Origin of the sequence: Herminiimonas sp. CN (genome assembly GCF_000622895.1) — a bacterium.
Lineage (GTDB): Bacteria > Pseudomonadota > Gammaproteobacteria > Burkholderiales > Burkholderiaceae_D > AVCC01.
This window is the reverse complement of sequence record NZ_AVCC01000014.1, coordinates 32,597-56,472: the sequence shown is the minus strand read 5'-3', so window position 1 is coordinate 56,472 and position 23,876 is coordinate 32,597. Positions and strand designations below refer to the sequence as shown.

At 58.7% G+C, this 23,876-nt stretch carries 22 protein-coding genes; 7 read left to right on the top strand and 15 right to left on the bottom strand.

The genetic code is table 11. The features are described 5' to 3' along the window. Window positions 1–71 precede the first annotated feature (71 nt). The gene (locus HMCN_RS0105240; protein WP_081801418.1) at window positions 72–623 is read right to left on the bottom strand and encodes a phasin family protein; all 552 of its coding nucleotides are present in this window, start codon (window positions 621–623) and stop codon (window positions 72–74) included. Between the two features lie 247 nt (window positions 624–870). Here HMCN_RS0105240 and HMCN_RS0105235 point away from each other — a divergent pair, with 247 nt between their 5' ends. Then, the gene (locus HMCN_RS0105235; RefSeq protein WP_025916386.1) at window positions 871–1,770 is read left to right on the top strand and encodes a universal stress protein; all 900 of its coding nucleotides are present in this window, start codon (window positions 871–873) and stop codon (window positions 1,768–1,770) included. A gap of 132 nt (window positions 1,771–1,902) precedes the next feature. Here HMCN_RS0105235 and HMCN_RS0105230 read toward each other — a convergent pair whose 3' ends face one another. Next, window positions 1,903–3,810 (bottom strand): DUF294 nucleotidyltransferase-like domain-containing protein, encoded by a 1,908-nt coding sequence (locus HMCN_RS0105230; protein ID WP_025916385.1) that lies wholly within the window; start codon window positions 3,808–3,810, stop codon window positions 1,903–1,905. A 367-nt stretch (window positions 3,811–4,177) separates the two neighbouring features. On the opposite strand from HMCN_RS0105230, the gene HMCN_RS0105225 reads away from it, so the two are divergent. From HMCN_RS0105225 to HMCN_RS0105200, 6 genes are all read left to right on the top strand, one after another. Continuing rightward, window positions 4,178–4,483, top strand: a complete 306-nt coding sequence (locus tag HMCN_RS0105225) for a DUF485 domain-containing protein (RefSeq protein WP_025916384.1) — start codon at window positions 4,178–4,180, stop codon at window positions 4,481–4,483. After that, a complete protein-coding gene (locus HMCN_RS0105220) occupies window positions 4,483–6,147 on the top strand; it encodes a cation acetate symporter (RefSeq protein ID WP_025916383.1) in 1,665 nt (554 codons plus the stop codon). Before HMCN_RS0105225 ends, HMCN_RS0105220 begins: the two co-directional genes overlap by 1 nt. A gap of 137 nt (window positions 6,148–6,284) precedes the next feature. After that, window positions 6,285–6,533: a hypothetical protein gene (locus HMCN_RS17330; RefSeq protein ID WP_025916382.1), complete on the top strand. Its 249-nt coding sequence runs from the start codon at window positions 6,285–6,287 to the stop codon at window positions 6,531–6,533. A 1-nt stretch (window position 6,534) separates the two neighbouring features. Further along, window positions 6,535–9,273 carry a sensor histidine kinase gene (locus tag HMCN_RS0105210; protein ID WP_025916381.1) on the top strand — a complete coding sequence of 913 codons (2,739 nt, stop codon included), beginning with the start codon at window positions 6,535–6,537 and terminating at the stop codon, window positions 9,271–9,273. Continuing rightward, on the top strand, window positions 9,263–9,634 hold the full coding sequence (locus tag HMCN_RS0105205) for a response regulator transcription factor (RefSeq protein WP_025916380.1): 372 nt from the start codon (window positions 9,263–9,265) through the stop codon (window positions 9,632–9,634). The genes HMCN_RS0105210 and HMCN_RS0105205 overlap by 11 nt, the downstream gene beginning before the upstream one ends. After that, window positions 9,631–11,766 carry an exonuclease domain-containing protein gene (locus HMCN_RS0105200; protein ID WP_025916379.1) on the top strand — a complete coding sequence of 712 codons (2,136 nt, stop codon included), beginning with the start codon at window positions 9,631–9,633 and terminating at the stop codon, window positions 11,764–11,766. The genes HMCN_RS0105205 and HMCN_RS0105200 overlap by 4 nt, the downstream gene beginning before the upstream one ends. A gap of 145 nt (window positions 11,767–11,911) precedes the next feature. Here HMCN_RS0105200 and HMCN_RS0105195 read toward each other — a convergent pair whose 3' ends face one another. From HMCN_RS0105195 to HMCN_RS0105135, 13 genes are all read right to left on the bottom strand, one after another. Beyond that, window positions 11,912–12,664, bottom strand: a complete 753-nt coding sequence (locus HMCN_RS0105195) for a sulfite exporter TauE/SafE family protein (RefSeq protein ID WP_081801417.1) — start codon at window positions 12,662–12,664, stop codon at window positions 11,912–11,914. A 70-nt stretch (window positions 12,665–12,734) separates the two neighbouring features. Continuing rightward, window positions 12,735–12,992, bottom strand: coding sequence for a hypothetical protein (locus tag HMCN_RS0105190; RefSeq protein WP_238551969.1), 258 nt, complete (start codon window positions 12,990–12,992; stop codon window positions 12,735–12,737). 25 nt (window positions 12,993–13,017) lie between these two features. Beyond that, on the bottom strand, window positions 13,018–13,572 hold the full coding sequence (locus HMCN_RS18210) for a FixH family protein (RefSeq protein ID WP_025916376.1): 555 nt from the start codon (window positions 13,570–13,572) through the stop codon (window positions 13,018–13,020). A gap of 9 nt (window positions 13,573–13,581) precedes the next feature. Next, window positions 13,582–14,994, bottom strand: coding sequence for a cytochrome c oxidase accessory protein CcoG (ccoG, locus tag HMCN_RS0105180; RefSeq protein WP_025916375.1), 1,413 nt, complete (start codon window positions 14,992–14,994; stop codon window positions 13,582–13,584). A gap of 8 nt (window positions 14,995–15,002) precedes the next feature. Next, window positions 15,003–16,016: a cytochrome-c oxidase, cbb3-type subunit III gene (gene ccoP / locus HMCN_RS0105175; protein WP_025916374.1), complete on the bottom strand. Its 1,014-nt coding sequence runs from the start codon at window positions 16,014–16,016 to the stop codon at window positions 15,003–15,005. 2 nt (window positions 16,017–16,018) lie between these two features. Next, window positions 16,019–16,174: a cbb3-type cytochrome c oxidase subunit 3 gene (locus HMCN_RS18560; protein WP_081801416.1), complete on the bottom strand. Its 156-nt coding sequence runs from the start codon at window positions 16,172–16,174 to the stop codon at window positions 16,019–16,021. Window positions 16,175–16,232: 58 nt separating this feature from the next. Beyond that, window positions 16,233–16,850: a cytochrome-c oxidase, cbb3-type subunit II gene (ccoO, locus tag HMCN_RS0105170; RefSeq protein WP_025916373.1), complete on the bottom strand. Its 618-nt coding sequence runs from the start codon at window positions 16,848–16,850 to the stop codon at window positions 16,233–16,235. A gap of 27 nt (window positions 16,851–16,877) precedes the next feature. Further along, window positions 16,878–18,329 carry a cytochrome-c oxidase, cbb3-type subunit I gene (ccoN, locus tag HMCN_RS0105165; protein WP_025916372.1) on the bottom strand — a complete coding sequence of 484 codons (1,452 nt, stop codon included), beginning with the start codon at window positions 18,327–18,329 and terminating at the stop codon, window positions 16,878–16,880. Between the two features lie 195 nt (window positions 18,330–18,524). Further along, window positions 18,525–18,665 carry a cbb3-type cytochrome oxidase assembly protein CcoS gene (ccoS, locus tag HMCN_RS0105160; RefSeq protein ID WP_025916371.1) on the bottom strand — a complete coding sequence of 47 codons (141 nt, stop codon included), beginning with the start codon at window positions 18,663–18,665 and terminating at the stop codon, window positions 18,525–18,527. A 57-nt stretch (window positions 18,666–18,722) separates the two neighbouring features. Further along, window positions 18,723–21,017, bottom strand: coding sequence for a cation-translocating P-type ATPase (locus tag HMCN_RS0105155; RefSeq protein WP_025916370.1), 2,295 nt, complete (start codon window positions 21,015–21,017; stop codon window positions 18,723–18,725). Next, window positions 21,010–21,261: a heavy metal translocating P-type ATPase metal-binding domain-containing protein gene (locus tag HMCN_RS0105150; RefSeq protein ID WP_025916369.1), complete on the bottom strand. Its 252-nt coding sequence runs from the start codon at window positions 21,259–21,261 to the stop codon at window positions 21,010–21,012. The genes HMCN_RS0105155 and HMCN_RS0105150 overlap by 8 nt, the downstream gene beginning before the upstream one ends. A 273-nt stretch (window positions 21,262–21,534) precedes the next feature. After that, complete coding sequence (locus HMCN_RS0105140; RefSeq protein WP_025916367.1) at window positions 21,535–22,650, bottom strand: YbdK family carboxylate-amine ligase; 1,116 nt, start codon at window positions 22,648–22,650, stop codon at window positions 21,535–21,537. Between the two features lie 17 nt (window positions 22,651–22,667). Then, the gene (locus HMCN_RS0105135; RefSeq protein ID WP_025916366.1) at window positions 22,668–23,876 is read right to left on the bottom strand and encodes a cation:proton antiporter; all 1,209 of its coding nucleotides are present in this window, start codon (window positions 23,874–23,876) and stop codon (window positions 22,668–22,670) included.

The window sequence follows — 23,876 nt, the reverse complement described above, 5'->3', positions numbered from 1 at the left end:
TAAATAATAGCAAATTCACAATATTCTTCCGCGATGCATGAACGGCCCACAAACGGCGACAGGCAAGCTGCCTATTTATGCTTTTCCCGCACGGTTGCGGCTTTCTTGTCTTCCAGGATGGCATCGTTGACTTTTTCAAAATTGGCGCGGGCGACTTCAAGATTCTGGGTCGCAAGAGTCGACGCCTCCCGGAACGCCGCGCCCCAGACATTGAACAGATCGGTCATCGGCCCCATCAGGCTGCCATCACCTTTTTTTCCCGGCATTGTTGTCGGTAACGACATCAATTGCGCGTTGCTGGCATGTTCGAAGTACTGTTCCATGGTTTTTTCGACCTGGCTCTGCATTTCATGACAGATTTGCAGCATGTCTTTCTGGCACTTGATAACGCAATCCGGCGTGTGCGAGAGAAAACTCGATTGCAGCAAAGCCATTTGCTTGGTATCGCGGCTGTTCACCAGCGCCTGCGCAAACTGCATTTGCTCGTTGAACAGCGCATGGGCTGCAGTCAGAACCACCTGATCGATTTTTTCAGTGCCGCTTAATACGGTTTCCGCCAACTGCTGGGTTGCATGCAATTGGTTTTGACATGAATCGCTTATGGCGCTTACGGGATTTTCCATAACGCTGCTCCTAGGAAATGATGAAATTCAGACGCGGCATTCCGCAACAAACGAGAATCCGGCCATCGGAAGAGATAGCAGTCTGGCATTTGCATAGCGACGCGGTTTGAGCGATATCAAAAATTGATGGGAAAATCGCCGCTGCAGCCAAAAACGCCCATCGCCATATTTGACATTAATCAACGAGGCCGGTAGCAGGCCAAGTTACTGTTTTTAGAGATTTTGCACATCAACCAAGGAGTTCGACATGTCGTTCAAGACCATTCTCGTACACGTTGACGAGTCAAAGCAGGCAGCAGAATGCATCCGGATTGCGAGCGAAATCGCACTGATTGAAAACGCCCACCTGATCGGGGCGGCAATGACCGGCGTATCCCGTTACCTGTACCGCGACAAAAGCATCGTCGACAACGATCCGGGTCTGATTTCGCACATGACGTTTCTGCGCGATCGTGCCGAACGGGCGCTGCAGCAATTCGAACCGCTGGCGCAAAAAATCGGCGTCAGTTCGTTCGAGCAGAGGGTGATCGATGACGAGGCTGCCGGCGGCATTTGCCTGCAGGCCCGGTACAGCGATCTGGTGGTGATTGGACAAATCGATCCGGACGCGCCATCGCCCACCGTGCTGTCGGATTTCCCCGAATATGTACTGCTCAATTCCGGCCGCCCGGTGCTGGTGATTCCTTATGCCGGACACTTTGAAACAATCGGCAAGCGCATCCTGATCGCCTGGGATGGCAGCAAGGAAGCCACGCGCGCGGTGACCAATGCGATCCCGTTCTTGAAACGGGCCGAGATCGCCCATGTCGTGATATTCGACTATGACGCCAGGAACGATACCCACGGCGGCCAGCCCGGCGCCGATATCGCGCTGTACCTGGCACGCCACGGCGTCAAGGTCGAAGTGTCGCTGCACGCTACCGGCATCAACCTGAGCCGGCGTATGGTGGACAGCAAAACCGGCGAGGCACAACAACCTACCGGCATGGATATCGGCAACAGCCTGCTGTCGCTGACCAGCGACATGAATGTGGACATGCTCGTCATGGGCGGCTACGGTCATTCGCGCTTTCGCGAAACCATGCTCGGCGGCGTCACCCGCACCCTGATGCAATCGATGACGGTGCCGGTGCTGATGTCGCATTAGAACCACTGGCAAACAGCCGAGCTCGATAGCCGAATCCGGCGCAAAGCCGGACGCAAAACTGGACCACATACATGCCCGGCGCCCTGCCTTTCCAGGAGCGGCGCCTGGCTTTGTCGCGCCGCACGGCCTGGCTCATATTCGATACTCAACCCGCAAATACGTCTGCAGCAGCTTGACCTGGCGTAATGCCTCGATCAGAACCCGCTGATCGATCTCGTTGAGCGCATGAGGGTTGATCCGGTTCGGGTCTTCGTGGCTGCCGGCGGGGCGATTGAGCTGGCCGCGGATACGGATGGTCTGAATGAAATGGAAGGCGGCAACATCGGCCTCGATCGCGGCCGGATTGCGCCGCGCCTTCGCCCCGCCCAGCAACAGGCGCTGGGCGGTATTGGTGGCGCGCACGCCATGCGCCAGCGAAAAAATGCGGCCGATGTCCACAAACAGCCGGGCCGCGCGCTTCTTCAGGTCGATAGTCCCGCCGAATTTGCCGCCATCGGTGACAAAGCGTGACAGAACGCCCAGAGGAACCGAGGTTTCCAGTGCGATATTGGCCATCAGGCGCAGAAACAACGGATTATCCCGGCACAGTGCAAACAAGTAATCGCGCAAGGTTTCTGCCAGTGCGGCATCGCCATACAGCGGGCGCAAATCGAAAAAGATGCTGGCATGCAGCAACGCATGGCGATCCGGTGCGCAAATCCAGGTCGCAAAACGATTTTTCCACTCATCCAGAGTCAGACACCACTGGGGATTGCGCGCCATGATGTCACCCTCGCACAGAGGAAAACCGCACGCGTCCAGCCCCACATTGACGGTCGATGCGAACTGCAGCAGCGCATTGCGCAGCGCCGCGACCGCGGCCGCATCGGCGCCCGCGGGCGGCACAAAAATGATGCCATTGTCCTGATCGGTGGAAAAGGTCTGCTCCTGCCGTCCTTCCGAGCCGAAAGCCAGCCAGCAATAGCGCACTTCCTGCCCATCCGGCAGCACCGGTGCGCCGACAATGCGCATCAGTTGTACCAGCACCCGGTCATTGAGCGCCGACACCAGAGCCGTGATCTGCTCGGCGCTCATGCCGTAACGAAACAGGCCGCTGCAGGTAGTGCGGATGCCATCGACCGCATTGCGCAGCGCGGTAATCGACGTTGCCCGCTCGATCGGCGCTTCCAGATGGCCAAAACCGGTGCGCTGCAGCACGAACAGGTCACGCTCCGAAATCACGCCGACCAGCGCGCCGTCCTCCGAAACGACCGGCATGTGGCGAACCGAGCGGCTGGCCATCTCCAGCGCGGCCTCGGCCACCGAACTGGTCAGCGGCAGGCATATCGGCGCCGGCGTCATGACTTCCCTGACCGGCTGCGCCAGATCCAGGCCAGGCGCCAGAACCCGCCGCAGCGTATCGGACTCGGTCAGGATGCCTGCCACACGCCCGGCTTCGGTCACGATCACCGAACCGATGCGGTGCTGCGTCATCAGCGCAATCGCGGCATTCACGCTATCGGACACGTCCACCGTCAGCGGGCTTTGCTTGATCAGGCTACTCAAGGGCTGAAACTTGATCTGGACAGCGATGCGGTTGGATTCGATATCGCTGGCGATATCGTGCATCAGCCGTTCGTGATGGCGCCAGCATTGGGCGACGGCCCAGCGCAGCACCGCCGGTTCGTCCAGCAGTGCCGCAATCCCGGCCGGCGCCAGCGACCAGCATTCGCAATCCTCGGCGGCAATATAGGTTTCAAGCGATTCGCGCAACGCTAGCCCAAGGTCGGGCGGCAGCAGCGTGCCGGGGCCGAGCAGTGCGCCGTTGCCATTTTCGATCGATGGGCTGCGCACCGAAACTCGGCCCTGGCGCAGCATCAGGATGCTGCGCTGCCCGTTCTGCAGCCGGGCATCAAGGATCGGTACCCCGACGCTAAAGCGAACCAGGTACGCCGCGTCGAACAGCTGCCGCAACCGTTCCGGCAGCAAGTCGGAAAACGGTGCAAGGCCTGCCACTCGGGCAAGCTCCTGTTCGGTCAGGGAGGATTCGGTCTGGCGCATAGGATCGGCCCGCACATGAATAACTGCAGCTGAGACAGCGTTTATAAATAAGGAGCACTCCAGGAGTATGACCAATATTACAGTATTTGCCGCACGTATTTACTGCCGGCGAACAATTACACAGCATAGTATAAAACCGGAGCCCGGCCCGAACCCGGAGCGGCAATCTGCCGATCCCATGATTGCGCACAAAGTAAGTGTGAAGTAAGTAATTAAAGATAGCCTGACTGCGGGACACTATTGCGATGGCGATTTCAAGCAGCGCTTTAGTTCAAACGACAGCAGGCGGACCGATAACTTTCCTGCGTCAACGTCTCTATTAATTCGACCTCGTGGGTTGATAACATAACTATAGGAGATTTCAAAAATGGAAGATGATCTTGTTAAAAAGATAAAATCCAGCCCTAACTATCAAAAACTTGTTTCAACCCGCTCAAGTTACGGCTGGACCCTCACCTGGCTGATGATGATCGTGTATTACGGCTTCATCGTGCTGATCGCATTCGACAAGGAACTGCTCGCCACCAAAATGGGCGCCGGCGTGATGACCTGGGGCATGCCGATCGGGCTTTTCGTGATCGTATTTACCGTCATCATCACAGGCATCTACGTTCGACGCGCCAATAGCGAGTTCGATGATCTAACCGCTGCAATCCGCAAAGAGGTGCTGTAATGTCGAACATAAAACGAATCTTCGGTGCATTGGCACTGTTTTCCCTGGCGGGCGCCGCGTATGCAGCCGGCGCCGATCTCGGTCAGGCTGTAAAGCAGCCGACCAACTGGACGGCAATCACCATGTTTGCCGTGTTTGTCATCTTCACCCTGTTCATCACCAAATGGGCTGCGGCCAAGACCAAGTCCGCCGCCGATTTCTACACCGCGGGCGGCGGCATCACCGGTTTCCAGAACGGCCTGGCGATTGCCGGCGACTACATGTCGGCGGCGTCGTTCCTGGGTATTTCGGCAGCGGTGTATGCCAACGGCTATGACGGCCTGATCTACTCGATCGGCTTTCTGGTCGGCTGGCCGGTGATTACCTTCCTGATGGCGGAACGGCTGCGCAACCTCGGCCGCTTCACCTTCGCCGACGTGGCCGCCTATCGCTTCTCGCAAACCCCGATCCGTGTCTTTGCCGCCTCCGGCACGCTGGTGGTGGTGGCGTTTTACCTGATCGCGCAGATGGTCGGCGCCGGTCAATTGATCAAGCTGCTGTTCGGCCTCGAATACTGGATCGCGGTCGTCATCGTCGGCACGCTGATGATGGTGTACGTACTGTTCGGCGGCATGACCGCAACCACTTGGGTGCAGATCATCAAGGCCGTCATGTTGCTGGCCGGCGCCAGCTTCATGGCTTTCGTCGTGATGTCGCAATTCCATTTCAGCCCGGAAGCGCTGTTCGCCAAATCGGTCGAAATCCATGAAAAGAAAGACGCCATCATGGGGCCTGGCACCTTCATCAAGGATCCGATTTCAGCCATCTCGTTCGGTATGGCCCTGATGTTCGGCACTGCCGGCCTGCCGCACATCCTGATGCGCTTCTTCACCGTGCCAAGCGCCAAGGAAGCACGCAAATCGGTATTCTGGGCCACCACCTGGATCGCTTACTTCTATATCCTGACTTTCATCATCGGTTTTGGCGCCATCGTTCTGGTCAGCACCAATCCGGAATTCAAGGATGCGGCCGGCAAGCTGTTGGGCGGCAATAACATGGCGGCGATCCACCTGGCCAATGCAGTGGGTGGCAACGTCTTCCTCGGCTTCATCTCGGCGGTTGCGTTCGCAACCATCCTGGCTGTGGTAGCAGGCTTGACGCTGTCGGGCGCCTCGGCGGTGTCGCATGACCTGTATGCAACCGTGATCAAAAAAGGCCAGGCAACCAGCGCCAACGAATTGCGGGTATCGCGCATCACTACCGTGGTCCTGGGCATTATTGCGGTGGTGCTGGGTATCGCGTTCGAGAAACAGAACATCGCCTTCATGGTGTCGCTGGCATTCGCGATTGCCGCCTCCGCCAACTTCCCGGTATTGTTCATGTCGGTGCTGTGGAAAGATTGCACCACGCGCGGCGCCACCATCGGCGGCTTCCTCGGCCTGATTACCGCAGTTGGCCTGACGGTGGTGTCGAAATCAGTCTGGGTTGACGTACTGGGTCACCAAAATGCAATGTTCCCATACACCTCGCCGGCACTGTTCTCGATGACCGCCGGCTTCGTCGGCATCTGGCTGTTCTCGATCCTCGACACCAGCGATCGGGCCCGTCTGGACCGCGAAGGCTACGAAGCGCAGAAAGTGCGTTCGGAAACCGGCATCGGTGCTGCCGGCGCTTCCGGTCACTAAAATCCTATGTGAGCAGACAGCCCCGGAAAGCGATTTCCGGGGCTTTTTTAATCTGTGCAGGCGGTGCAAGTTTGACGCTCGCGGCACTTTTAAGGCAATATCAATCTCACCTCAAGCCCGGCTGCCAAGGATATTCCATGTTGCAACGCCCCCTCACCGGCCAGCGCTTTGCCGCCATCTTCGTGCTGGGCTGGCTGCTGTTCAATTATCCGCTGCTGGCGCTGTTTAGCGATGCCAGTACCTGGTTCGGCATCCCGGTTTTGTATGCGTACCTGTTTGCTAGCTGGGCGCTGATTATCGGTTTGCTGGCCTATCTTGCCGAACGCACGTCGCTCCCCGCCAGCCATGCCGCCGGCGACGCTGCCACACTGACCGGAAAAGACTGAAATGCTGCAAGGCTGGGTCATCGTGCTGGCATCATTCGCCTACCTGGGCGTACTGTTTGCCATCGCCTACTACGGCGACAAGCGCGCCGACGCCGGCGCCAGCATCATCAACAATCCGACCATTTACGCGCTATCGCTGGCGGTGTATGCGACTTCCTGGACCTTCTTCGGCAGCGTCGGGCGCGCGGCGGCAAACGGCATCGGATTTCTGCCGATCTATCTGGGTCCGACGCTGATGATCGCGCTGTGGTGGATGGTGTTGCGCAAGATCATTCGCATCAGCAAAGCCAACCGCATCACCTCGATTGCCGACTTCATCGCATCCCGCTACGGCAAGAGTGCATTGCTGGGCGGGCTGGTGACGATTATTGCGGTAGTCGGCATCGTGCCGTATATCGCGCTCCAGCTGAAGGCGGTTTCGGCCAGTTTTACCGTGCTGCTGCATTATCCGGGCATCATGACCGGCCGCACCGAGGCCGGCCCGGTCTGGAGCGACACCACGCTGTATATTGCGTTGCTGCTGGCAACCTTCACCATCCTGTTCGGCACCCGCCACCTGGACGTGGCGGAGCGGCACGAGGGCATGGTGGCCGCCATCGCGTTCGAATCGATCGTCAAGCTGGTAGCCTTCCTGGCGGTCGGCATCTTCGTTACCTTTTTCATGTATGACGGTTTTGGCGACCTGTTCAAGCAGGCCGCGCTGGTGCCGCAATTGCAAAAATTGCTGACCGTCGGCGGCGCTAACGGCAGCATCGCCTTCGGCAGCTGGGCTTCGCTGATCCTGCTGTCGATGCTGTCATTGCTGTTCCTGCCGCGCCAGTTTCAGATCGCAGTGATTGAAAACATCGATGAACGTCACCTCAATCGCGCCATCTGGCTGCTGCCGCTGTATCTGCTGATCATCAACATCTTCGTGCTGCCGATTGCGTTTGGCGGCATCATGCACTTCCCGGACGGCAGCATCGATGCCGACATGTTCGTGCTGGCGTTGCCGATGCTGACCCAGCAGCAGGGTTTGACGCTGCTGGTATTCATCGGCGGCCTGTCGGCTGCGACCGGCATGATCATCGTCGAAAGCATCGCATTGAGCACCATGGTCTGCAACGACCTGGTGATGCCGCTGCTGTTGCGCAGCGCATCATTCCGGCGCAACCGGCATGCCGATCTGAACAAGCTGCTGCTGAATATCCGGCGTGGCGCGATCGTGCTGCTGATGATGCTCGGTTATGCGTATTTCCGGCTGGCTGGCGAAGCCTATGCACTGGTTTCGATCGGCCTGATTTCATTTGCGGCGGTGGCCCAGTTCGCACCGGCGATGCTGGGCGGAATCTACTGGAAAAACGGCACCTTGGGCGGCGCGCTGAGCGGTTTATGCGCGGGCTTTGCGCTCTGGCTGTACACCTTGCTGCTGCCTTCGTTTGCACAATCCGGCTGGCTGTCCGCGAGTTTTATCGAGATCGGGCCGTTCGGCATCGAATGGCTGAAGCCGCGCCAGCTATTCGGCCTGACCGGACTGGATCAAGTCTCGCACGCGCTGTTCTGGAGTTTGCTGGCCAATCTCGGCGCGTATGTCGGCGTCTCGCTGACCGGGCGCCAGAATGCAGTCGAAAAGGCGCAGGCGATCCTGTTTGTCGATGCCCGCGCCCACGGCACACGGTTGTGGCGCGGCAGCGCCCCGGTCGAAGTGCTGGCCGATGTATTGCGGCGTTTTCTGGGCGCCGCCCGCGCCGAGGAGTTGCTGGCGCAATACAGCCGGCAGCGCGGCCTCAAAAACCTGCAAATGGCCGATGCCGAGCTGGTGCATTACGCCGAAATTCAGCTGGCCGGTGCCATTGGCGCGGCTTCGGCGCGCGCGATGATAGCGTCGGTGGTCGATGAAGAACCGCTCGGGATGGAGGAAGTGATGGCAATCCTGAACGAAACCTCGCAAGTGATCGCCTACAGCCGCCAGCTGGAACAAAAGTCGCGCGAACTGGAGCAAGCCTCGAGCGAACTCCAGGCCGCCAATGCCAGGCTGACCGAACTGGACCATTTGAAGGACAATTTCATCTCGACCATCACGCATGAACTGCGCACACCGCTGACATCGATTCGCGCTTTCTCCGAAATACTGCGCGACAACCCCGATCTGGCAGCCGCCAAGCGCAGTGAATATCTGGATATCGTGATCAAGGAAAGCGAGCGTCTGACGCGCTTAATCAACGACGTACTCGACCTGGCCAAGATCGGTTCCGGCAGCCCGGAATGGCATGCCGCAAAGCTCGATCTGAAGCAGGTGATTAACGATTCGCGCAGCGCCATCAGTCAGTTGCTGCAGGATAAAGGCATAGCCCTGACGCTTGAATTGCCGCCGCAGCCGGCCCCCATCGTGGCCGACCATGACCGCCTGATGCAGGTCATGCTCAATCTGCTGTCGAATGCAGTCAAGTTCTGCGACCCGGCCCAGGGCCACATTCACGTCAGCCTGACTATGCTTGATAATGCGTGGCAGGTAGCGGTCCGCGATAACGGCCCCGGGGTGCGGCAGCAAGACCAGGAGCTGATCTTCGACCGCTTCCGCCAGGGCGGCGACACGCTGACCGGCAAGCCGCAGGGCACCGGGCTGGGCTTGCCGATCAGCCGTGAAATCATCCATCATTTCGGTGGCCGGCTCTGGGTCCAATCCCGGCCGGGCGCAGGCGCAACCTTTGCGTTTACGCTACCACTGGCAGCCACGCCGGAGACACAAGATGCCCCATAAAATCCTGATTGTCGATGACGAACCGAACATCGTCATCTCGCTTGAATTCCTGATGCAGCAAAGCGGCTACGAAGTCGAAACCGCGCGCGACGGCGAAGAGGCGCTACAAAAAATAGTCTCTTTCCAGCCCGATCTGGTGCTGCTGGACATCATGCTGCCGCAACTCAACGGCTTCGAGGTATGCCAGAGAATCCGCGAAAACAGCCAGTGGAACCGGATCAAGGTCATCATGCTATCGGCCAAAGGGCGCGAAATAGAAATCAGCAAGGGGATTGCATTGGGAGCCGATGCCTATGTCACCAAACCGTTTTCCACCAAGGACCTGATCGTCCAGGTGCAACGCTTATTGGCCGGCGAATGATTGCAAAAACCCGTTTCTGGCTGGTGCTGGCGCTGCTGTATGCAACTGTACTGGGGGTGTTCTGTGCGCTGTACCTGGTTCTGTCGGCGAGTCTGGCGCCGCCGCAACAGGCAGTGCTGAACCAGTTGCTGGCTGCGCGCCTGCAACTGCTATTTGCACTGGCGCTGTTGCTGCTGCTGGGGCTGGGGATTGGCTTCAATGCGCTGTGGGAGCGTTATGTGCGTGCGCTGGCGCTGCTGGCGGAAGATGTAGCGATGTTCAGCAGCAATCCGGAGCATCGCGCCGCAATCCAGGGCGCGGCCGAAGTACGCGTTCTGGCCGGCAAACTCAACGCACTGGCAGCTACTTTTCAGGTGCTGCAGGGCGACGTTCAAGCCAAGATCGCGCAAGCCAACCGGGCGCTGGCGGAAGAAAAGAACCGGCTGGCGGCGTTGATGTCGGAACTGGCCCAAAGCGTACTGGTGTGCAACATCGAAGGCCGCATCCTGCTCTACAACACCCACGCCAGCGAATTGCTGGAAACGCACGATGCGACCGGCACCACGATCGGGCTGGGACGCTCGATTTTCGGCGTGATCGACCGCGCTCTGATCGTCCATGCACTGGAACAAATCCAGCACCAGCGCCAGCAAACTGCCGATCCGACTGCACGGCCGGTGTCCGACTTCGTTGCTACCCTGGCCAACGGCCAACTGGTGCGCGCCCACATGGCCCCGGTGCTGGATGGCATGAATACGCTCGACGGTTTCGTGCTGACGCTGGAAGACATCACCCGCAACGTCGCCGCCGAAAGCCAGCGCGACGCCTTGCTGCAGTCGCTGACCCAGGACACGCGCGCGGCGCTGGCCAATATCCGCGCTGCGCTGGAAACGATGCAGCACTTCCCCGACATGAGCAGCCAGAAAAGAAGCCAGTTCACCGCCGTCATCGATGCCGAGTCGCAGCGCCTGGCGCACCGGATCGACCTGGCTGAACAAGGTCAGGCCGATTACCAGAGCGACGCTTGGCGCCTCGAACAGATGCGCGGCGCCGACCTGATCGCCCTGCTGCAGCGGCGCATCGAAACGCCGACCCTGCGCATCGACAGCAACCGCAGCATCGATCCGGCGCTGTGGCTGAAGGTTGATAGCTATGCGCTAACGCAATCGCTGGCGTATCTGGCGCAACGTCTGGCCACCCATTGCAATGTCAACGCGCTGCATCTGGATCTGCAGCGCACCGAACGGCTGGCACTTTTGGACCTGGTCTGGCACGGTGCACCGGTGGCGGCCGAAACCCTGCGCTCATGGGAAAACACACCGCTTCAGTTAGGCGCCGCGAATCCGCCGCCGACCTTGAGCGCGGTAATTGCCGGCCAGGGCGGCGAAGCGGCCTATCAGTTCGATCCGATACAGCAGGCATCGCGCTACCGCCTGCTATTGCCGCTGGCGGCAGCGCGGGCTGCGCTCGATATCCGCCTGAAAAAATCGGCGCGGCCGGAATTTTACGACTTCAACCTGTTCCAGCAATCGGGCCAGAATGCGGCGCTGGACCAGCAATTGCTGTCGCAACTCAGTTACACGGTATTCGATACCGAAACCACCGGGCTGCAACCGGCCGCCGGCGACGAAATCATCTCGCTGGGCGCGCTGCATATCGTCAACGGCCGCCTGCTGTCGCACGAAAACTTCGATCAGCTGGTTCAGCCGAACCGCAAGCTCAGCGCAGAATCGATCGCCATCCACGGCATCAGCGATGCGATGCTGATCGATCAGCCGGCGATAGAAAAGGTGCTGCCGCAATTCCACCGCTTCGCCGAGGACACCATTCTGGTAGCGCACAATGCCGCGTTCGACATGCGTTTTCTGCAAATCCTGGAGACCAGAACCGGGGTCCGCTTCACCCAACCGGTGCTCGACACCCTGCTGCTGTCGCAAGTGATTCATCCGCAGCAGGAACAACACTCGCTGGAAGCAATCGCAATCCGCCTCGGGGTGGATATTGTCGGTCGCCATACCGCATTGGGCGACGCCATCGTCACCGCCGAAGTACTGCTCAGGATAATCCCATTACTGGCAGAAAAAGGCATTCTCACCCTGAAGCAGGCGCGCGACGCCGCGCAACAGACGCCTTACGCGCGGATCCATTATTAGGCCTCGGGATCGCGATACATACTGGCATTTGTATTTTTACATACCGCAGTAAATATCTGAAGAATATGCCACAAATATTGACATACTCCACAATTTATGCGAATTATTGCGATTCTTGGGCGATCCGCGCAGGAGAATTCCGGGATTAATGCACTGGCGTTACGCAAAAAATAGCCGGCAGGCCGCTCATATCGTAATGCCACAGCCCGAACAGGCCGATGCCGATCAGCAGCGCCGCAGCGCTGCCGCGCAAAACCGCAGGAAAAACCCGCTGCTGGAACCACTGCCCCATACCCTGCGCAAACAACAGGTAGGGCAATGCCCCTAGGCCGAAAATCAGCATCAGCACCGCACCGGAAAAGGCATCGCCTGAAAGCAGGGAAAACGGCAGCACGCCATACACCAGGCCGCACGGCATGCAGCCCCAGCCGATGCCGACCAGAAACGGCCGACGGCGCGTTTGCGCCGCCAGCGAAAACCGGATCGGCAACTTTACGCGGGCCGCGATTTTCTGCCCCAGTCGATCGAGCAGCAGCCATTGCGGCGCATAGCCGACCAGGCGCAGCCCGAGCCAGATCAGTGCCAGATTGCCGGCCACGAACATCAACATCTGCACCGGAAAATACGGCTTGAAAAGCAGGCCGGCAGCGCCCAACGCACCGACTACGCCGCCCAGCAGCCCGTAGGTAAAGATGCGGCCGGCATGCAGCAACGCCGAAATGCGCCAGGCGCCGCCCGGCGCATCCGACTGCTGCAGCTTGATCGGTATCATCACCTTACGTTCGGAAGACCCGGCAGAGCCCAGCATAGTGGCGATGCCGCCGCACATGCCGATGCAATGCGCCCCGCCCAGCAGGCCGGCCGAGAGTGCCGCAATAACTAGGGGGGCGGAAAGCATGTCGGATCGGATCCCGGACCAGCGCCGGCCAGCAGCGCGGCACAATTTCGGAGGATTAGAGCTAAAGAATCTATTTTGGATGGGCCGACAACAAAACCGTCAGACTGCTGGAAACGGCGCCCAATAGCCAGAATACAAAAAAGCCTATGGTGTAGACACCCAGATTGCTTAATTGAATCCGCTTGTCCAGCAAAATCAATTGTTCCGGATCGACCAGGCTGAACAACAGACCGCATGCCACGCATGCGGTCAGGAATGAAGGCCAGAGCACCACCATCAGGACACTGCGCACGGCAACCGCTGGATACACTGCCTCGGTACTCTTCACATCACACCCCTTCTGCTGTACTGGATCAATTGATCGCCTTGAGTTGTAGCCGGGCATGCATCGGATCGGCCCAGTCGCCGGTCAGCCGCCAGTCGGGAGCTTCGATCTTGACATGCCAGAGCTTACTATCCTGAAACGCTTGTTCGGATGGCGGCAAATACGTCAACTGGTAAATGCCAGGACTGGTCCGCTTCAGGGTGCCGCGGTGAATAATTTCATTGACGCCGGTATCCGAACCGGATTCCGCGACGCTTAATTGCAGGGAATCCGGCAACTCCACATCGCTTTTCACATGGATTGAAATGCGGCCGCTGTTTCTCTCAAAAATCATGTCGGCAGACATGTGCCGATCCCGCGCATTGGCATCGTGGCGGATATTCGTATTGATCATCAAACCCTGCCTGTAGTAATCCTGGGCAACCACTTTATCGGCCCCGTGATAGGCCAGAAAGCCGGTGTAAAGACTGGCAACGACAACGATTGCCGGGCCGCCCACTACCAGCCAGACCCAGGGTTCCTTGTACCAGCGCACAACCTTGGCCTTGCCAGGCTGCAGTTCCGGATGAAGACTTGCTTGCATGAATTTTCCTTAACGCGGTATCAGAAATACCGCTTTTTCGCTCACCGATACGCTCTTGTCATCCAGATCGCGCACGGTAAAGAGTATCTTGCTGGAGCCGGGTTCAGCCTTGCCTTCCGCCACCCGCACCCGGACCGGCACTGCTGTGGTGGATGCCGCCGCAACGGCAAAGTTACGTCCTGAAACGATCTCGACGCCGGGAATCCCGCCAACCTCGATCGTAAATCGATGCGCAGTTTCTTCGGTATTCATCACTTGCAGGCGATACACGTTATGCACCGACCCGTCTTCCATGATACGCGGCATGCCGCGATCGCGGATCACATCCAGCTTCAACGGCAAGCGCAAGGCCAGCGAGGCGGCGGAAATCGCCACGATCAAGCCTAAAATGGTCGAATAAATCAGGGTGCGCGGCCGCATGATGCGGCCCCAGATACCGCGCTTGCTGAGACTTTCCGTCAGCGCATGTTCGGTGGTGTACCGAATCAGGCCTCTGGGATAATTCATTTTATCCATGACCTGATCGCAGACGTCGGCACAGGCGCCGCAACCGATGCACTCGTACTGCAAGCCGTCGCGGATGTCGATGCCGGTCGGGCATACCTGAACGCATAGCGTGCAATTGATGCAGGATCCCAGACTCAGTGTCGAGAGATCGGCTTTCTTGCTGCGCGAGCCGCGCGGTTCGCCGCGCTTCTCGTCGTATGTCACGGTCAGGGTGTCCTTGTCGAACATCGCGCTCTGAAAGCGCGCATAAGGGCACATGTACTTGCACACCTGCTCGCGCATCCAGCCGGCATTGCCGTAGGTGGCGAAACCGTAAAACAGAATCCAGAACATTTGCCACGGGCCGAGATCGAAGCTGGCAACTTCCACCGTCAAGGTGCGAATCGGCGTGAAATAGCCGACAAAGGTGAAGCCCGTCCAGAGCGCAACCGCGATCCAGACCAGATGTTTGATGGTCTTGAGAGTAAATTTACGCGGCGACATCGGTGCAGCATCGAGGCGCATGCGCTTGGCGCGGTCGCCCTCGATCTTGCTCTCGATCCACATGAAAATTTCGGTGTAGACGGTTTGCGGGCAAGCGTAGCCGCAGAAAAGACGGCCCGCCACGGCCGTAAACAAAAACAGCGACAAAGCCGAGATAACCAGTAGAACAGCCAGGTAAATAAAATCCTGCGGCCAGAAAACTATGCCGAAGATATAAAATTTGCGTGCCGCCAGGTCAAACAGAATCGCCTGACGGCCATTCCAGTTGAGCCAGGCAGCACCGTAAAAGATTAATTGGGTAAACCAAACCATGATCCAGCGCCAGGACGTGAACCAGCCGGTCAGCGCGCGAGGATAAATCTTCTTGCTGACCTCGAAAAGCGTCTGATCCATTTCCTGCGCGCTGTACTGCTTGAGTGGCTTAATTTCCATTTAAATCGTTACTGCTTGTCCACGGTAGTGTTTCTATTGTTTTCGGCATTGGCCAACAACCCGACTGCGCCGGCATCCGAAGCCGAAATCTGCCCGCCTGATGTCGGATTATTTGAAAGCCCCCACACGTATGCTGCCAGCAGATGCACCTTGGCTTTACCCAGCAGGCCCTTGTGCGCCGGCATCTGGTTGGCGCGCCCCTTGTTGATGGTTTCCATGACGGTATTGATGCCGCCGCCGTATAGCCAGATCTTGTCGGTCAGATTGGGCGCTCCAATTGCCTGATTTCCCTTGCCGTCGGCACCATGACAGGCCGCGCACATCATGAACTTGGGCTTGCCCAGCACGGCCTTGATCGGATCATGCGATGAGTTCGACAGGCTCAGCACGTAGTTGGCGACATTGCGCACGTCATCGTCGCTGCCCACTGCAGCACCCATCGGCGGCATCTGGCCATGACGCCCCTCAAGTATAGTGGTTTCTATCGTTTCCGGTGCGCCGCCGTACAGCCAATCCTTGTCGGTCAGATTCGGAAAGCCCTTGCTGCCTTGCGCGTCGGAGCCGTGACACTGGGCGCAGGAATTGAGGAATAGCCGTTGGCCGATTTCCCTGGCTTGCGGATCTTTAGCTACCGTCGGGATATCCATTGCCAGATATTTATCGAACAGCGGGCCGTATTGCTTCTCGCCGGCAGCCACTTCGGCTTGATATTCACTCACCTGGCTCCAGCCGAATACGCCCTGCCGACTCCCCATGCCGGGATACAGCGCCAGATATACCACACCAAACACAATCGTCAGGTAAAACAGGCCCATCCACCAGCGCGGCAACGGGTTATTGTTTTCACACAGATTGCCATCCCAGACATGGCCGGTCGTTTCCGCCGGCAAAGGCTTGCCGTCCTGCCCCAGCTTGACCCGCACTTTCGATTGCGACCACAACAGTAACCCGCACCCCAGGATACTGATTGCCGTCACGATGGCGATCGCAATGCTCCATCCTTCATTAAAAAAATCTGCCATGATCAGTTTCCTGTCGTTTCATTATCGTTATCAATCGGTAACTTGCCGAGCGCCTCAAATTGCTCCTTATTATTTCGGCTATAAGCCCAAAATAAAATACCGACAAAAACCACTAAGCTCAGTACCGTAAAAATGCTGCTCAACCATGTGAAAATCATGCATCCCCCGCTATCCAGACTTGCCCGGAAACCACTTAGCCCCCCGGGCAGCGCTCGCTCAATCCTTGTTCTTGATGGCCGTGCCGAGCACCTGCAAATAAGCAATCAGTGCATCCTGCTCTGTTTTACCGTCAATTTCGGCGGCTCCCCCGGCAATTTCAGCATCGGTGTATGGAACGCCAACCTTGCGCAAGGCACGCATCTTGGGCGCCACATCGTTCGCATCGAGCTTGTTTTGCGACAGCCACGGATACGACGGCATGATCGATTCCGGCACCACATCACGCGGATTGTTCAGGTGAATGCGATGCCACTCATCGCTGTAGTGCGCACCGACCCGGGCCAGATCCGGCCCGGTACGCTTGCTGCCCCACTGGAACGGATGGTCATACACCGATTCTCCGGCGACCGAATAATGGCCATAACGCTCGGTCTCGGCCCGGAACGGGCGAATCATCTGCGAATGGCAGTTATAGCAACCTTCGCGTAGATAAATATCCCGGCCCGACAATTGCAGCGCCGAATACGGCTTCCAGCCGGCCACCGGCTGGGTGGTGGATTTCTGGAAAAACAAGGGAACAATCTCTACCAGGCCGCCGACGCTCACCACCAGAATGATCAGCACCAGTAACAAGCCGACATTCTTCTCAATCAGTTCGTGAGTAAATTTACGCATTAATTTCTCCTAAAAGCGTCTGTTGATTCAGGCTTGGGCAGCCGAATGACCTGCCGCCGGCTCCAATACCGGAATCTTCGCTTCCGAAGGCGCCACTCCCGCAATGGTTTTGAATACGTTGTAAGCCATCACGAACATGCCGGAAAGGTACAGCGCGCCGCCGACCAATCGAATGATGTAGTACGGATGAGTAGCCTTGACCGACTCGACAAAAGTATAGGTCAGGGTACCGTCGGCGTTGACCGCGCGCCACATCAGGCCCTGCATCACGCCGGCAATCCACATCGAGGCGATATACAACACCACGCCGATTGTTGCGACCCAGAAATGCACCTCGATCAGCGATTTGCTATACATCGAGGTACGTCCGAACAGGCGCGGAATCAGGTAATACAAACTGCCGATGGTAATAAAGCCAACCCAGCCCAGGGCGCCCGAATGCACGTGGCCGATAGTCCAGTCGGTGTAGTGCGACAGCGCATTGACGGTCTTGATGGCCATCATCGGGCCTTCGAAAGTGGACATGCCATAAAACGACAGGGATACGATCAGGAAGCGCAGAATCGGATCGCTGCGCAGCTTGTGCCAGGCACCGGACAGAGTCATCACGCCATTGATCATGCCGCCCCACGAAGGCGCCAGCAAAATCAGCGAAAACACCATACCGACCGATTGCGTCCAGTCCGGCAGCGCGGTGTAGTGCAAATGGTGCGGGCCGGCCCACATGTAAGTGAAGATCAGCGCCCAGAAGTGGACGATCGACAAACGGTACGAGTAGATCGGACGCTCGACGACTTTGGGAATGAAGTAGTACATCATTCCCAAAAAGCCCGCGGTCAGGAAGAAGCCGACCGCATTGTGACCGTACCACCATTGCACCATGGCATCCTGCACCCCGGCATAAGCGGAATACGATTTCGTAAGTGAAACCGGGATCGCAGCAGAGTTAACGATATGCAACAAGGCGACCGCCAGAATGAAACCGCCATAAAACCAGTTGGCTACGTAGATATGCGCGACCTTGCGCTTGGCCAGGGTGCCGAAAAACACCACGGCATAAGCAACCCATACCAAGGCAATCAGAATGTCAATCGGCCATTCCAGCTCCGCGTATTCCTTGCCCTGCGTGTAGCCCAGAGGCAGCGAAATGGCGGCCAGCACGATCACCAGCTGCCAGCCCCAGAAGGTGAATGCGGCCAGTTTATCGGAGAACAAGCGCACATTCGAGGTGCGCTGCACCACATAGTATGAAGTGGCAAACAGACCGCAACCGCCAAACGCGAAAATCACTGCGTTGGTATGCAATGGCCGCAATCGGCCAAAGCTCAGCCATGGGATGCCGAAGTTCAGCTCTGGCCATGCCAACTGGGCCGCAATCAGCGCGCCCACTGTCATGCCCACTATGCCCCACACTACCGCCATTATGGAAAACTGGCGTACCACACGATAATTGTAGGTATCTACTTTAGATTGGCTCATGTTTTAGCTCGGTTATTAAATTCTTGCAACACTCTAAGGTCTGCGGTCGAAACAAATGTTGATGTAGATCAAATTTGAAAGGCGGCAGCATACTACCAGCAAGTCCCGGGTAATGGCAATGCAACAGAACCGATTGGATCTAAAAAACAGCTCAAGGCTGAAGTCAGAATGTGCCGGATTTTTGCCAGGAACGCTTCAATCGGGATCGTTCAAAATCCGCTCCGATACCTCATCGAGGTCATCGAACTGGCGATGGCTGAGCGCCCACCAGAACAACGCGCCGAGAGCAAACACCAGCACGACGCTCATTGGTATCAGTAAATACAGTATGTCCATGGAAGCAGTTATCCCAATCGGCAAAGAATCATTCGCATCAGACGGGGCACAGATGCCTCACGCCGCCTGCCGCGCAACAGCGGCCATTGTGCCATTCAACCCGGCCTGCGGCGTCTTTTGAGACGAGATGCGCAGCGAGTTCAGCACCACCGCCAGCGAACTGAGCGACATCCCGACTGCCGCATGCCAGGGCGCCAGCAGGCCCGACATCGCGGCCGGAATCGCGATCGCGTTATACAGCAGCGCCCAGCCCAGATTCTGCCGGATCAGCAGCATCGCCTTGGCGGCAGTCTGAAATGCGTGGCGCAAATCGCCCAGATGGCTTGAAATCAGGATCACATCGCTTCTGGCCTGCGAAATCGGCGCGCCCTGCCCCATCGCAATCGACACATCGGCCAGCGACAGCCCCGGTCCGTCGTTCATGCCGTCGCCGATCATGGCGACCACGCCGCCCTGTTGCTGGATTTTTTTGATCGCATCGTATTTCTGCGCCGGACCGAGTTCCCCGAACGCCTCGGCAATGCCGAGTTCCCGCCCGACTTGCGCCACCACATCCGCCCGGTCGCCCGACAGCAGCACGACTTTCTTGCCTTGCCGCAGTAAGAAGGTGATCAAGTCGCGGGCGTCGTGACGCAAGCCGTCCTGCATCACGAACAGCGCAATCCAGCCGCCTGCATCGCCGAACGCGGCCAGCGTCTGGCCCGCATATTGTGGCGGAATTTCCAGCGGCTGACGATGCAATTGCTGCACGAAATCCACGCTGCCCAAACGGTAAGTCTGATCGCCGGCGCCGGCTTGCAGGCCGGCACCGGCAATTTCCCGCACGCCGTCGAATTCCGGAATGGCGAACGCATCTTGCTGCATCGCTGGCGCGCCGGCCAGCGCAAGCGACACCGGATGCAGCGATCCGGCTGCCAGCCTGGCTGCCGCTGCCTGCGCGAAAGCAACGCTCCAGACGGCATCCCGGCGCAGCAACAGCGTATCGAGCAGGTGCAGCTTGCCTTGCGTTAGCGTACCGGTCTTGTCGAACACCACATGGGTGGTGCGCGCCAGCGACTCGATCGCCCGCCCGCGCGCCACCAGCACGCCATTTCTGGCCAGCCGCCCGACTGCCGCCGACATCACGCCGGGCGTGGCCAGCGACAATGCGCAGGGACAGGTGACGATGATGATGGTGACCGCAATCCACAGCGCACGCGCCGGATCGATTTGCCACCAGACAATGCCGGCCGCGATCGCCAGCAGCATAATCGCCAGCAGAAAGCGGCTGGCATGGCGGTCGGCCAGCGCCACCAGCGGCGGTTTTTCATTGGCCGCGGCTTCCATCATCTTCACCAGCGAAGAAAGTTGGGTCTGGTCGCCGACCTGCTCGGCCTGCATCACCAGCGGCCCGATCAGGTTGAGCGCGCCGCCGATCAGCTTGCTGCCGCGGGACTTGATGACCGGATGCGATTCGCCGGTCATCAGGGCTTCGTCGCACTCGCTCGCGCCCTCGATCACCACGCCGTCGACCGGAATGTGGGCGCCGGCCGGCACCAGAATGAAGTCGCCGGCGCGCAGCGCTTCCGCAGCGACCCGAACGGTCTGGCGCGAATGGGGATAATCGTCGATTTTTTCGGCCTGCGCCGGCACCAGCTGGATCAGCGCGCGCAGCGCCGACGTACTTTTGCGATGCACCTTGGCTTCGATGGTGCGCGCCGCCAGCAGCAGGAACACGAACATGATGAGCGAATCGTAATACACCGGGCCGCCGGCAAAAGTGGCCCACACGCTGGCAAAAAAAGTCACCAGCACGCCGACCGAGACCGGCACATCCATGCCGACATGCCGGTTGCGCAGGTCGCGCCAGGCCGCACGGAAGAATGGCCAGGCGCAAAACAGCACCACCGGCACCGTGATCGCCAGGCTGGCCAGTTTCAGCAAGCGGTCGATGTCGGGCGTCAGGTCGCCATCGACTGCCGCTACCGGAACCAGATACGCGGGAAACGCGTACATCATCACTTGCATCATCGCAAATCCGGCCACGAACAGGCGCCACAACGCCATTTTTTTTGCACGCTCTTCCAGCACGCCTTGCGAACCGGCCGGCAACGCGCTGTAACCGAGATCCGAAATGGCCTCGACAATGCGCGGCAACGAGGTGCTGCGGCTATCCCAGCTGATGTCGGCGCGATGGCTGGCGATATTGAGCTTGAACGCCGTCACGCCGGCCAGTTGCTGCAGGCGGAACTCGATCAATTGCACGCAGGCGGCGCAACGAATGCCGTCAATCGCCAATTTTTCGTGTTTCAGGCCCGCCTCGGCGGCGGCCGGCGCAAGGCTGGCGGGAGCAGCGGATGGTGAATTAGGCATCGGGCCTCTCTAATTGCTGTTTACGGGCCAGGTAGGCTTCAGTCTGGCCCAATTGCTCGACCGTGGACAGGATCGCGGCGCAACCGTGACAGCAGACGTCGCGGCACACGCCGTCGAACACGACCGGCACCGCGCGCTTCTGACGCACCAGTTCGCCGCAATGAAAGCAGGCGATCTTCGGGCTAGCCGCATCCGGGCGGTTGAATATCGCGGCCAGCATGGAGGACAGGGTGCGCAACATCATCCGTGCAGCCGGCGTTGCATGCTGGCATTTCTAGTCAGGGAATGGGAGGAAGAGCACATGGTCACGAATTTTGCATTGTTGTCGCCGCAGCCGCCATTGTGCCCGATTCGGAACATCATTGACGGCTTCCGGTCTTATCGGGCTGCCGACACGGTTTTGCACGGCATTTTGCCGAAAAAATATACATACCTCTGTATTTTAACGTTACACAGTAAATAATTGCGATAAATCCGATGTTTTACAACATACTCCCATGAAAATCATTTCATAACCTTATGAATTGGACATCCAGGCTTGCGCCTGGCGTCGCACCACTTCGCTCAGCGAACCGGTTTCGGCATAGGCGGCGCGCAGCCAGTCGGCGTCGGAGTTGCCCTTGATCGCGCTTTCCCGGAGGGTTGTAATCACGTCGTCGGTGCCGAGTTCGCGCGCAGTCTCGCCCAGCATATCCAGCGTGTGCAGAATATCGTCCTTGATGGGTAACTGGGCATTCCGGATCGGGTCGATCACCACCCCGGCCAAGCCGAAACGGCAGGACTGAAAGCGATTGTACGAATACGTCAGATAAATATCCTGGACCGGGCTGAGTTCCCGGTGATCGAGGAAATACTTGCACAGGGTTTGCGCATAGGCTGCCAACTGCACTGCTGCCTCGATCCCGAGCGGCGTGTCGCAGACCCGAATCTCGACCGTGCCGTATTCCGGCTTGGGCCGGATATCCCAGTAAAAATCCTTCATGCTGGCGACGATATTCAGGCTCGCCATCTTCTGGTAATACGCATTGAACTCGTCCCAGCTGTGCACGAACGGCATGCAGCCGCTGAGCGGAAACGCATTGATGCTGGTCAGGCGCGAGGACTGGAACGCGGTATCGACGCCCTGATAAAACGGCGAGGAAGCCGACAGCGCGATGAAGTGCGGAATATAGCGCGCCAGCAAATGCGTCAGCCGCACCGCCTCGTCGCCATCGGCGCAGCCGACATGGATATGCTGGCCGTACACGGTAAATTGTTTGGCCAGGTAGCCGTACAGTTCCGACACCAGATGGTAGCGCGCCACCGGCGTGATGCGCTGCTCCTCCCAGTGCTGGAATGGATGGGCACCACCGCCTGCGAGGCCGAGATTGATCTTATCGGCGGCAGCCACCAGCAGTGTGCGCATGGCAGTCAGTTCGGCCAGCATGGCGCGGTGGTTGACATGCACCGAAGTGGCGATTTCGATCATGCTTTCGGTAATTTCAGGCTTGATGTCGTAACCGTGCTCGGTCTTGCCCAGTACCGCCAGCAGATCGGGGCAGCCGCGGGTCAGGTTGTAATCGAGTCGATTGACGACTTGCAATTCCAGTTCGACGCCCATCGTCAACGGTGCGGAAGAGGTGAAATCCAGCATGGTGTCTCCTTCTGCAATCAGGATTTATGAACATTCGACTCACCCGACGCCAGCAGCGCGTAATGGGTCGAAATCGGGCCGATGATTTCCAGCACTGCCACCACCGACAGCACCAGCGCCGAGAGCTGCGCGCCAAACTCGGGATGAATGCCGGACACATACTGCGCGGTCAGAATCGCCACTCCCGACATCGGCAGCAAGCCCAGCCCGAGCAACGCGCCCTGGCGCGCCTGCAAACCGTTCCAGGGCGCCAGCAGCGTACCCAGCCCGGCCATCACCGCCAGCCGCACTGCGATATACGCCAGTCCGATCAGCCAGAACTGCCCCAGTTGCGCCAGTTCCAGCCGGGCGCCGGCAAACACGAACAGGATCACGTACAGCAGGCTGTTGATCTGGCTGAATTCGGATTCGACGATCACTTGCCTGCCGTCGCGGTAGCGGCTGCTGACCGCAAACACCAGCAGCGACACCAGCGCCGGAAATTTGAACATGTCGGCAATCCCGACCGTGGCCGCAACCAGCGCGAACACCATGATGTGCTGAACATGGCTCTGCGGCTCCAGATGGCGGCTGGCAAAAACCAGCAATCTGCCGGCCAGCAAACCGAACACGATCGAGCCGACAATCAGATACAACGGGTGCAGCAGCGCAACGCTCCAGCTGGCGCCGTACCGCCAATGCAGCACCGACAGGCAGACGATGAACAGCAGGAACGCCAGCGAATTATTGATGACGACGATATTCAGCATGCGGGCGCTGACCTGGCCTTCGGCCTTGACTTCCTGCACCACATTGAGCGTCGCCGCCGGCGAACTCGCGGTGCCGATCGCCGCCGCCAGCGCCGCGCTCAGGGCGTCGAGCCCGAAGCCGAGCAGCAATCCGAACAAGGCGGCAAACACGCCGATGCTGACGGCCAGCCCGGTGATCAGCAGCCAGCGCTCCTTCAACAGCCAGCGGTAATCCAGCCGCCGCCCGAGCTCGAACACGAACAGGCCCAGGGCCAGTTCGACAATCCGATCCAGCCCATTGAGCGTAGCTGCACCGATCAGGTTCAGGCCGGCCGGGCCGATCAGCAGCCCGGTCAGCACATAACCGGTAATCGCCGGCACCGGCGCCACATGTCTGACCAGTCGCGCACCAAAGATGCCGGCGATCAATACCAGGCCCAGGGCGGTCAGGACATTGAGATTGCCGGGCAGATCGGGAAGAAAACTGAATGGCGACAT

Bases quoted from the DNA above. Each gene is read 5' to 3' on its own strand.
- HMCN_RS0105240 (WP_081801418.1), bottom strand. From the start codon at position 623: ATGGAAAATCCCGTAAGCGCCATAAGCGATTCATGTCAAAACCAATTG.
- HMCN_RS0105235 (WP_025916386.1), top strand. From the start codon at position 871: ATGTCGTTCAAGACCATTCTCGTACACGTTGACGAGTCAAAGCAGGCA.
- HMCN_RS0105230 (WP_025916385.1), bottom strand. From the start codon at position 3,810: ATGCGCCAGACCGAATCCTCCCTGACCGAACAGGAGCTTGCCCGAGTG.
- HMCN_RS0105225 (WP_025916384.1), top strand. From the start codon at position 4,178: ATGGAAGATGATCTTGTTAAAAAGATAAAATCCAGCCCTAACTATCAA.
- HMCN_RS0105220 (WP_025916383.1), top strand. From the start codon at position 4,483: ATGTCGAACATAAAACGAATCTTCGGTGCATTGGCACTGTTTTCCCTG.
- HMCN_RS17330 (WP_025916382.1), top strand. From the start codon at position 6,285: ATGTTGCAACGCCCCCTCACCGGCCAGCGCTTTGCCGCCATCTTCGTG.
- HMCN_RS0105210 (WP_025916381.1), top strand. From the start codon at position 6,535: ATGCTGCAAGGCTGGGTCATCGTGCTGGCATCATTCGCCTACCTGGGC.
- HMCN_RS0105205 (WP_025916380.1), top strand. From the start codon at position 9,263: ATGCCCCATAAAATCCTGATTGTCGATGACGAACCGAACATCGTCATC.
- HMCN_RS0105200 (WP_025916379.1), top strand. From the start codon at position 9,631: ATGATTGCAAAAACCCGTTTCTGGCTGGTGCTGGCGCTGCTGTATGCA.
- HMCN_RS0105195 (WP_081801417.1), bottom strand. From the start codon at position 12,664: ATGCTTTCCGCCCCCCTAGTTATTGCGGCACTCTCGGCCGGCCTGCTG.
- HMCN_RS18210 (WP_025916376.1), bottom strand. From the start codon at position 13,572: ATGCAAGCAAGTCTTCATCCGGAACTGCAGCCTGGCAAGGCCAAGGTT.
- ccoG (WP_025916375.1), bottom strand. From the start codon at position 14,994: ATGGAAATTAAGCCACTCAAGCAGTACAGCGCGCAGGAAATGGATCAG.
- ccoP (WP_025916374.1), bottom strand. From the start codon at position 16,016: ATGGCAGATTTTTTTAATGAAGGATGGAGCATTGCGATCGCCATCGTG.
- HMCN_RS18560 (WP_081801416.1), bottom strand. From the start codon at position 16,174: ATGATTTTCACATGGTTGAGCAGCATTTTTACGGTACTGAGCTTAGTG.
- ccoO (WP_025916373.1), bottom strand. From the start codon at position 16,850: ATGCGTAAATTTACTCACGAACTGATTGAGAAGAATGTCGGCTTGTTA.
- ccoN (WP_025916372.1), bottom strand. From the start codon at position 18,329: ATGAGCCAATCTAAAGTAGATACCTACAATTATCGTGTGGTACGCCAG.
- ccoS (WP_025916371.1), bottom strand. From the start codon at position 18,665: ATGGACATACTGTATTTACTGATACCAATGAGCGTCGTGCTGGTGTTT.
- HMCN_RS0105155 (WP_025916370.1), bottom strand. From the start codon at position 21,017: ATGCCTAATTCACCATCCGCTGCTCCCGCCAGCCTTGCGCCGGCCGCC.
- HMCN_RS0105150 (WP_025916369.1), bottom strand. From the start codon at position 21,261: ATGATGTTGCGCACCCTGTCCTCCATGCTGGCCGCGATATTCAACCGC.
- HMCN_RS0105140 (WP_025916367.1), bottom strand. From the start codon at position 22,650: ATGCTGGATTTCACCTCTTCCGCACCGTTGACGATGGGCGTCGAACTG.
- HMCN_RS0105135 (WP_025916366.1), bottom strand. From the start codon at position 23,876: ATGTCGCCATTCAGTTTTCTTCCCGATCTGCCCGGCAATCTCAATGTC.